This is a genomic window from Moorena sp. SIO4A5, from assembly GCF_010672005.1.
Lineage (GTDB): Bacteria > Cyanobacteriota > Cyanobacteriia > Cyanobacteriales > Coleofasciculaceae > Moorena.
Genome location: NZ_JAAHHZ010000193.1, coordinates 1 through 9,615, shown reverse-complemented (window position 1 = coordinate 9,615; position 9,615 = coordinate 1). Strand labels below are relative to the sequence as shown.

The 9,615-nt window shown below is 43.7% G+C and carries 6 protein-coding genes and 1 pseudogene; 2 read left to right on the top strand and 5 right to left on the bottom strand.

What is annotated here, in order from left to right:
• The coding region (locus tag F6K57_RS31660) for a GAF domain-containing protein (protein WP_293072058.1) at positions 1 to 1,590 on the bottom strand (1,590 nt) is incomplete at its 3' end.
• Positions 1,591 to 2,066: 476 nt separating this feature from the next.
• Between F6K57_RS31660 and F6K57_RS31655 the strand changes: the two are divergent.
• Positions 2,067 to 2,453, top strand: a pseudogene (locus F6K57_RS31655) (transposase); the annotation flags it as partial.
• A gap of 97 nt (positions 2,454 to 2,550) precedes the next feature.
• Here F6K57_RS31655 and F6K57_RS31650 read toward each other — a convergent pair.
• Both F6K57_RS31650 and F6K57_RS31645 read right to left on the bottom strand, forming a co-directional pair.
• A complete protein-coding gene (locus tag F6K57_RS31650; protein WP_293026093.1) occupies positions 2,551 to 3,684 on the bottom strand; it encodes a glycosyltransferase family 1 protein in 1,134 nt (377 codons plus the stop codon).
• Positions 3,685 to 3,966: 282 nt separating this feature from the next.
• Entirely contained in the window at positions 3,967 to 4,581 is a 615-nt protein-coding gene (locus F6K57_RS31645; protein ID WP_293026091.1) for a chromophore lyase CpcT/CpeT, read from the bottom strand.
• A gap of 155 nt (positions 4,582 to 4,736) precedes the next feature.
• Here F6K57_RS31645 and F6K57_RS31640 point away from each other — a divergent pair, with 155 nt between their 5' ends.
• Positions 4,737 to 5,957: a transposase gene (locus tag F6K57_RS31640; RefSeq protein ID WP_293026116.1), complete on the top strand. Its 1,221-nt coding sequence runs from the start codon at positions 4,737 to 4,739 to the stop codon at positions 5,955 to 5,957.
• Between the two features lie 413 nt (positions 5,958 to 6,370).
• Here F6K57_RS31640 and F6K57_RS31635 read toward each other — a convergent pair whose 3' ends face one another.
• A complete protein-coding gene (locus tag F6K57_RS31635) occupies positions 6,371 to 7,531 on the bottom strand; it encodes an esterase-like activity of phytase family protein (protein WP_293026089.1) in 1,161 nt (386 codons plus the stop codon).
• Positions 7,532 to 9,013: 1,482 nt separating this feature from the next.
• A partial coding sequence (locus F6K57_RS31630; protein ID WP_293072057.1) for an ABC transporter ATP-binding protein occupies positions 9,014 to 9,615 on the bottom strand: 602 nt, incomplete at its 5' end.

Genomic DNA, 9,615 nt, shown 5'->3' with positions numbered 1-9,615 from the left:
TTCCTGAACTTGGTATTTTGACAAATAATAAGTAGATGAAGATTCCGTCTGGGGTGTTTCATTCCAGGGTACATAAACATTCGGGTCATCCCACTTTGGCATTGCCAGAACCATGGATGGTGACCCTTGTGAATCCCCTTGAGCAGGTTTATAGATACCAATCTTCAGAGTTTGCTCTGGCATATAATGCCGAGTCCCCGTAGCCAAGCTATCTTGCCAACGCCACTGGAGATTTTCAATCGGCACTACATCCCAGATGTATCGACCAGTGAGCTTAGACTGCCAGAATTTCCAATCGGGACTGCCTTTTCTACGATTAGGACCATCTAGAAACTTGATAGCTGCATCATTAATCATCACAATTCGTCCCTGCATGTCAGTGGAAATCACTGCGTCGGTTAAACTTTGCAGGATATCTTGCTGATATTGCTTTTCAATCAGGACGCTTTCAAACAGTTGGGCATTTTCCAGAGCTATGCCTGCCTGAATATTAAACGCCCGCATAAACTCTTGATCAGAGCTGGTAAAGTATCCTTGGTGCTTGTTGATTAACTGAGTCACACCGATTAATATATTTTTGGAGTTAAATACCGGCATACAAAGGATACTTTGGGTGCGATAACCGGTTTGTTTGTCAGTGTTCGGGTCAAAACGCTCGTCTTTATAGGCATCTGGAATATTGAGTGGCTCACCAGTGGATGCTACATAACCAGCAATACCTCGGTTGGCTGGTATTCTTATTTCTATAGTGTTTTGTCCATCCGCTGTAGCTACCTTACTCCAAAGTTCTTTGCGATCTTGGCATAGCAAAAATAGGGTGGAGCGGTCTGCTTGCATGAGATCCCGAGCCTGCTCCATAACTACACCTAGGGTTTCTTCGAGCTTAAGGCTCTTTCCCAGAGACTCAGTTGCCTTGAGCAGAGCAATCACTCCCCGTTGGTTGCGAGCTGCCTGTTGAAATGATTGGCAGGCTTCGAGGATGATGCCAAGGTCGTCGGCAAAGTCCTGAAATTGCTTTTCGTCGGTACTGTCGAACGGCACACCGCCAGTTTTATTGAAAAAATTTATAACAGCAACCACCTGGTTATTGCTATTAAAAATTGGCATACACAGGAGGCTTTGGGTACGATAGCCAGGGATTTCGTCAAATTCTGGGTTAAATAGGGGATGATGGTAAGCAACTGACGTATTGAAAGACTTGCCAGTGGCAGCAACATGACCGACAACACCCTGATTGTGGGGAATGCGGCGTTCTATTGTTTTGTTCGTGTGACGTTGGGGAATGTTTGCCCATAGTTGACCTGTGTCGGTGTCAACCATGAAAATAGTGGCTTGGTCTGCCTGTAGGACTTGACCAACTTTTAGGGTTAAAGCCTCTATCACCTGCTCTAGCCGAGTTTCCAGAGCCTCATTGTTGATCAGTGCGATCGCTCCTAGAAACTGTTGGAAATCAGCAGCAAAGAAATCTAACCAGCAGCTAAATTGAGGAATGGATAGGGTTTTGATGCGATCAATCAGATTGCTGGTTTGTGAGGGTTGAGTTAACTGAGATAGTGTAGCGGTAACACTACTGGTGTTCCGTCTTGTCATACTTTGTCTGCTCCTGCCTTTGGAGGCGCGTGAGGGCAAGTCAACTGGGCAGATAAGAATTGCTGCGTTGATAAGTCTTCTAGCGTCTTTGACTTCAAAAACATGAATTGACACCCTGGTTATAAGTAGATCTGAGGATATCCCGATCCTGATTACAAGTTTGACATATCTCTCCAGTAAAAATTAGTACCCTAGGGGGTACTTTCTAGACTATAGGTTTCCCTAAAACTGTTAAGGATTGTACAATTACAATAGTTAAGTTTTCGATAAGATTTTGCAATAAAGTCAGTAAGCTCAACCCCATTACGCCCCCTGAGACCCTCAAACCCTTCCTTGACATGTTCCCTATGACTAGGCATAAACCCTTGAATTAGGCAGGCTTAATTAGGCCTTAGGTGATTAAAACTTCACACCTAACACCTAAAACCGCTACTGGTGTCAGACCTTTGGGATGCTTACCTCAATGTCGGGAGGAGGATGTGGTTGTCTATGAAGATCTGAAGATACAAAACATGGTCAAGAATCATCATTTGGCTAAGTCGATTTCTGATGCAGGTTGGTATCAATTCACCCAATGGTTAGAATACTTTGGAAAAATCTGGGATAAAACTGTGATATCGGTCAACCCCCACTTCACATCTGCCGATTGTTCTAACTGTGGTTATCGGGTAAAAAAATCCCTCAGCACCCGGACTCATAAATGTCCTCGTTGTCATCTATAAATCTGTCGTGATCCCAACGCAGCTCTCAACATTTTGAAGCGGGGATTAGAGGTTTTAGGTGTTGAATACAACAGTACCCTAGGGCATAGGGAAACTGCTGTTAATACGGAAATGCCCAGGCGTGAGTTCGACCGCTGTTGATGAAGGGAAACCTAATTCAAGAAGTTGTCTGATTGAACCTTGAATCACATATTGTGAGAATCCCCCGTTATCATCTCCGATTTAACGGGGGAGTATGTCAAGCAGCGGAAGACATGGATTCGGAAAACACGATTGCCTGGTAGTAACGTTGCAATTGGCGTGTAGCAGCTGACCAACTCCAGCGTTCAGCTTCTGCTCTAGCATTGCGGCGCAGAGTTTCCCGTTCCTGCTGTTGTGCTAAGAGACGCTGGGTTGCTGCGATCGCTCCTTGCTCATCTGCTGGATCGTATAAATACCCATTCATCCCATCGGTGACAATATCTGGAATCCCTCCAGAGTTGGCTGCTACCACGGGACAACCTGCTGCCATCGCTTCTAGTAAGACTAGTCCTAAGGTTTCTGTCCGAGAAGGAAAGATAAATGCATCAGCAGAGGCAAAGGCAGAGCCGAGGGTTGTACCGGTAAGGTAACCTACGAAATGAGTCGGGGTTCCAGCAAAGTGTGCTTCTAGTTCCTTACGGTGGGGTCCATCTCCTACTAATGCTAGGCAAGCGTTGGGAATTGCTTCTAGCACTAGCTTGATCCGCTCAATTTCTTTTTCAGCCGAAAGACGCCCTACATAAAGGAGTATGGGGCTGTCTGGATTTCCTTGGGAAAGATGCGATCGCATTTGGGATGAAGCTAACTCTGGTTGGAACGTTTCCGTATCCACACCTCGCTGCCACAAGTCTACTCGCTCAACACCATGGTCTCTTAATTCCTGTACCATAGCATTAGAGGTACACAAATTCAGCTCAGCTTGATTGTGACTAACCTTAATTAACTCCCACATAACTCCTTCGAGCATACCCAATCCGTAGTGCTGGAGGTACTGAGGTAAATGGGTGTGGTAGGAGGCAACCAAGGGAATATTCATCACCTTGGCATAATACAGACCTCCCAACCCTAATACTGCTGGGTTTACAACATGGATCAAATCTGGTTGAAACTCTTCTAATACCCCACCAATAGAGGGTCGTGGCAGGGCTAGCTTTAATTCGGGATACAAGGGTAGGGGAAAGCCAGAAACACCGTAAATTTTGGCTCCTTTGTAGGCTTTGAGTCCCCCTTCTGGGCATATAACTAGCACTTGGTCACCGTTACGCTGCAAATGTTCCACTGTGTGGCGCAACCGGGTCACGATGCCATCAACTTTGGGTAGAAATGTTTCAGTAAAAAAAGCAATTCGCATAATTAGTGATTATTGATTAGTCATTAGTTATTATTGATTAGTCATTAGTTATTAGTAGTTTATAGTCCGTTGATCCAACTTGCGTGACCTTACTCGCTAAATGTATCAGGTTTGGGGGACTTGTTGGGCATGAGATTAGTTTATAGGTATTAGAACATTGGTCATGGTGTTAATGGATTCCACCAAGCCCTTAACCCTAAGGTGATCGGTTTCGCTATAATATTTGCAGGCAGTTAGTATGGAACCTTTTTTGAAGTCAAACCGCCACGGTAAGAGTTAATTCTATAGTTCAGTCAATTCTGGAGTTGGGATCAGCACTTCTGACGCGAAGCTAGTCCTAGGTGCAAAATGAAATGCTCCAGCAATCGAACCCCAAATTAGTTCATCGGTTTCGGGGTCACGTCCCCTGTCAAGACTAATCAATGTTTCTTCCATTACTTCAAAGCTACTATCGAGATAGGTTTCTTTGTTATTGCGCACCACCAAGCAAGCTTTACCTGGTTCTACTTCGGCTTTGAAGCTGTGACCAGTCCAGGTAACATTGAACGTGCAACCAGGAAGCTTCTCTAGCTGTTGGGCACTCAGGGATTTTAGACGTTCTAAATCACGGGAAGCTCCGTATAATAGTTTTTCATCCTGAACCTTGTAATTTTCGATTTTGATTTGCCCGTCTAGCTCAACAATCTTTAGTACCCGCACTCGGTAGGGGGTGTTGAGCATATAGTCATAGGCTTGCTCAAGGAACAAGCTACATCCATCTAGCACTGACCAAGGTAGAGGACGCATGCAGACGCGGATGTGAGCATACAATGGTGGATTCTCAAACGCCTGCTCTTGGTTACTAAAATCAGCTGCCATCCAGCGAGCTAAAGTAGCGATATCCGTAGAATGAGTCATTACCAGAAGTGTTGAACTTAGAATCAGGGAACTTCGGATGAAGTAGTGTTCGATGTAGTTGGTATCTTTACCGAAAAAAGCGGGTCATTAGCCCCGTCCTAGAAGGACGGTCAACTTATGCTATCATAAGTTTATCGTTGTCAATCACGATAAACATGATCGTCTACGAGATGAAACTGCAAGGAACACAAGCCCAGTATAGGAGGCTAGATGAAGCCATCCGTACTGGTCGTTTTGTTCGTAACAGCATTATCAGAGCATGGATGGATGGTGATGTTAAAAACCGCAACGATGCCTATAGCTACTGTAAGGTGTTGTCGGACAATCCAGAATTCCCCTGGGTCAGTCGATTAAACTCAATGGCTCGACAGGCACACGCAGAAAGAGCTTGGGCATCAATTGAACGGTTCTATCGCAATTGCAGGCAGAAAGTTCCTGGGAAGAAAGGTTTTCCTCGGTTTAAAAAGTCCCAAATTCGAGCATCTGTTGAATACAAAACAACAGGGTGGAAACTTTCGGAAGATAGACGTTATTTAACATTTTCTGATAAGTTTCAAGCGGGTAAATTCAAACTCTGGGGGAGTCGTGACCTACATTTCTATCAACTCAAACAAATTAAACGAGTAAGAGTGATTAGAAGGCATGACGGATACTATGCCCAGTTTCTGATAGACCATACTAGAGAGGAGAATAAAGAACTCACAGGAAAGCAGACAGGACTAGATGTTGGACTTAACTTTTTCTACACTGATTGTTCTGGTGAACAGATAGATAACCCTCGGTTTTTGAGAAAAGATGAAGCCAAAATCAAGAAATTGCAACGTCGTTTATCAAGAACCCAAAAGGGAAGTCAAAACCGCAAAAAAGCCATAAATAGATTAGGTAGAGCCCATCTTAAGGTTTCACGCAGACGTAACGATTGGGTTTGTAAATTAGCTCAACACGTCATCCAGTCTAACGACTTGGTTGCCATTGAAAACCTACGGATTAAGAACTTGGTTAAGAACCACAAACTAGCCAAATCGATTAATGATGCAGCCTGGTACAAGTTTAGAGAATGGTTAGAGTATTTTGGGAGAGTTTATGGAGTGCCAGTGATTGCCGTTGATCCGGCATATACTTCTACCGATTGCTCAAATTGTGGTGAGAAAGTTGTCAAAACTCTCAGCACTCGAACTCATCGATGTCCCCATTGTTGCTATAGGGCAGATCGTGATAAAAACGCTGCAATAAATATTCTTAAATCTGCACTGAAACAGCTTTCAAATACCGTCGGGCAGACGGAAATCAACGCCTCTGGAGAGATTGATCTCTGCTTAAAAGGGGAAACTCAATTAAGTAAGTCAGCTCGTCGAAAGAGGAAGCCCAAACAGTGATGTTTGGAATCCCCGTGCTTTCATGCCGGGGAGGATGTCAAAATACATGGTCTTGATTCAGTCGCTTATGGTTTGGGTTCTGCATCAAGACCAATGGCTAAAACCTTTAGTTGACAAGCACCCATCATGACCCTGATCCAAAGTTCCCTATTCCGTATTTCCTGTGCCCAGCGCTATAGCTGATAGCTTACTGGCGAGAGCTTGGGAATACCTCTGGTTTTTTTGGGCGTAAGCATTCAGCCGTGAGCTTTTAGCTCACGCTACGCGAACAGCGGTCAGAGGCAAGAGGCATGCATGCTAAAGTTTACTACAAGAGGTTTTCAGCTTGTATCAATGTCCTAACTTTAATGCGTAGTGCTATAGCACCTCAAGTAGCGTGCGCATTAGCTGATAGCTGATAGCTTACCTTTGGGCTATTTAAAACCTTTAATCCCAAACAACAGAAACTGTGTCACCTGAGCCTCACTAAAATTGTTATCACTCACCAAAATTAAACTCTGAGTGCCATCACTCAAGCGCGGACCAAGGGTCATTCCCTCTAAATTATCTAAGTAAATCCCCAATTCACTCAAATCCAACAACAACTTTTTTTGCAGTGGCTTAATCTTGGAAACATTACCCTTGAGAGTAGCAATTTTGGTTGTATCAGTTGCTCCACCCATCACCACTTGATAAAGTTTGGCACTAAATCCAAAGAAACCATAGGTACGCTCCAAACTCAGAAAATGTCCTGCGGTATCCACTGCTAATAACTCAGTCAAACCGTGAGAAAGGGTGTTAGGGGGGTCTGGCTCGAGTAAGTAAAGATGTTCACTAACCAGCATTGGAGGAGTAACGTCTCCAATCAAATAGTGCAACCAACGAATTCCCGCTGCTTGTTCGGTATCTGCTTCTGGCTGGTCTTGGTGTAGGGAGTACTCACTGGCACTAAATAAGCGAAATGACTCTTGCCCACTTGCTGCAGCTAGGCTGATCGGTTCTAAGGTCAATGCCTCAAAGCCTAAGTTATCCTGGATACCATTACTGACTGTTTCTAGGTCAGTGTCATTCGGTAGATAACGCTGGGGAATTTTTAAATTTTGCAACTGTTGTCCTGTTACTATATCAAACTGCCGAATGAATGGAGCAATGCCTTGATTAGTAGCCCCTTCACTAGAGATAAATACAGAATCTTTTCCAGACCAAGCAATCCCTTCTGGATCCAGGGTACCCCTTACAAAGGTTTCTCCATTTTTATCTTTAAGAAAAGTGACATCTTCCACTTCTACGTTTTCAATCCCTATGTTTCCTGTATCGGTGGGATTGAAAGTTAGTTTTAGGGTGTAGAATCGAGCTGGAGCTAATCGAGAACGATCATCAGAAACCGCTAAAAAGCGATCGCGTTCCCGATCATAGGTCAATCCTGACAACCCTCCCACTACTGTATTTTTGAACTTCGTTTGGGGGAGTTGATACTCCCCTAAGAAGTTCACGGAAAGGTTGAGGAAGGTGCGTTCCTCTGCTGTGATGGCTGGTAAAAAGCTACAGGTAGTGGTCAGGCTACCCAGGAATATTATTACCACAACCCATAGCATCGTTGATATTTTTTTAGGTTTTCTTAACATTAGGTCAGTTGAGCAGTACCTTAACTTACTTGTATTATTACTTGCTTCGACCAGAAGTGTTGATTGTTATAAATTATGTCTAAAAAAAAGTACTAAGCTGTCTACCTATTGGTGCTATTTAAAAATTAAATTATGATCGCGTCATGTTTTTAAAACAGTTTACAAAACGAGTCTTGGATAGCTTAACATCTCTCCATAAAAATTACTACCCTGTCTCTTGATGCAGTCGCTCAGGGTGCATATCATATTTGTTAAAAAGAAGGTAATTGTGGGAAGTGTCGGAAGTTTTGTAAGTGTGAAAAGTATGATTTTTTTATTAAAATTTTGCCTAAGTTAATGCATTTAGATGCACCATTATGCCTTCTGCCCTCTGCCTTCGATACACTTTTATTATGGGTATTTAAACGGAGTTGATATAAAATCATAATGACCGAACAATTGGCAATAATTTTAATAGTTTCCGACATGCCTATTACAAACAGACAAAAACTAGTCACCAGATTGGAACCAAATCCAAAACAAACCTTGGCAAAACATCATACCAATTTTTTTTTAGGCATTTTGAAGTTAAGCTGTTGCGCATTTAAATTGGATATTATTCAGTTAGCAAAAAACCATCAAACCCTCTCCCCTGCTACCATTCCTCCCTTACTAAGGGCAGGGCTGTTTCATTCTTTGGGATAAATTCTCAGGTCAATAGGCGTGAAAGGGATGAAACCTTGAAGAGGGTAGCCTTATTACAAAAACTGTAAGCATTCAGCCATCAGCGGTCAGCGGTCAGCCCTGAGCCATTCCCGTAGCGTGAGTCTTGGCCCAAAGCTAATAGCACCTCAAGTAGCGTGCGCGTAGCGCATTAGCTGATAGCTGATAGCTATTAGCTGAATGCTTACCAAAAGCTTAAACCTGTTGCCCATAACCTGCCGACCATAAAGGCTACCCTCAACTACTGTAACTTCAAGGGAAGTGGGGTGCTGGGGAGAGGGTATTTTTAAGGTTAAAAATACCTAAGGTGCGCTTTCCGCATCTAATTATTAAATTCGCCACACCGCTATCTCCCTATCTCCCTATCTCCCTATCTCCCCACCAATCACATTTTAGTCCGACAATGAAACAGCCCTGGCTTACTAAGGGGGGTTAGGGAGGATTGATGCTCCCCTGCTATCAGAAGCATGGAATTTAAATGAAGACCAGCTTAAGGCTCTGCCTTGATATCTGGAAATCGTGACAAATCCTGAAAAAAAGGGTTATAATATCCCTGTGAAGACAAAACATTGATTAACCCTAACAGGTTGATTAACCTTGAGGAATTTACTTAGAATTGCAGAGGGAATGGTTTGTAGATTGTTATCGTTAATCACCCAGAATGTCCAGTTTGTTGTTTTTTGTTGGTGGTTAGTAGAGGCGAACAGCTGTTCGCCCCTACAGTAGTTAGTAGAGATCAACACACTCTCACTAACGACTAACCACTAACTTGTTTCCCAGATTTGATGTAACCTCTACATAGACATACTCCAGCCGCACTGGCTGACGAGCAATGGAATCGAGGGGAATCCCATCAAAACAAGCAATAATATCCTTCAGGTCTAAAGACTCTGGTAGCCAAAAGGCTAAATCATTTCCATAGCGGCGATGAGTAAAGCCTAATTCCTGGGCACGAGCGATCGCTTGTTCTTCTTGAGGGGTGTCTACTACCACAATTTCTTGAGCCGGAATCTTTTGCCGTAACTCAAGCAAACTCCCCTCTGCTACAATCTGTCCCTGTTTAAGAATGCCAATTCTCTGGCAAAGACGTTCTGCTTCATCAAGGGAATGAGTGGTTAGCAAAATAGTAATTCCCTGGCCCTGAAGACGTCGAATCAAGTCCCAAATTTCATATCGCGCTTCAATATCTAAGCCTGTCGTAGGCTCATCTAAGATCAGTAATTTGGGCTGATGCACTAGAGCCACAGCAATATTCATCCGTCGCTGCATCCCACCACTGAGGGTTTCCACCGGACTTTTTGCCCGCTCTAATAAATTTACCGCAGCAAGGGCAGCGTAAACTTGTTTAGAGC

Coding starts and splice junctions, on each gene's coding strand:
- F6K57_RS31635 (WP_293026089.1), bottom strand. CDS start 7,531: ATGCTATGGGTTGTGGTAATAATATTCCTGGGTAGCCTGACCACTACC.
- F6K57_RS31640 (WP_293026116.1), top strand. CDS start 4,737: ATGATCGTCTACGAGATGAAACTGCAAGGAACACAAGCCCAGTATAGG.
- F6K57_RS31650 (WP_293026093.1), bottom strand. CDS start 3,684: ATGCGAATTGCTTTTTTTACTGAAACATTTCTACCCAAAGTTGATGGC.
- F6K57_RS31645 (WP_293026091.1), bottom strand. CDS start 4,581: ATGACTCATTCTACGGATATCGCTACTTTAGCTCGCTGGATGGCAGCT.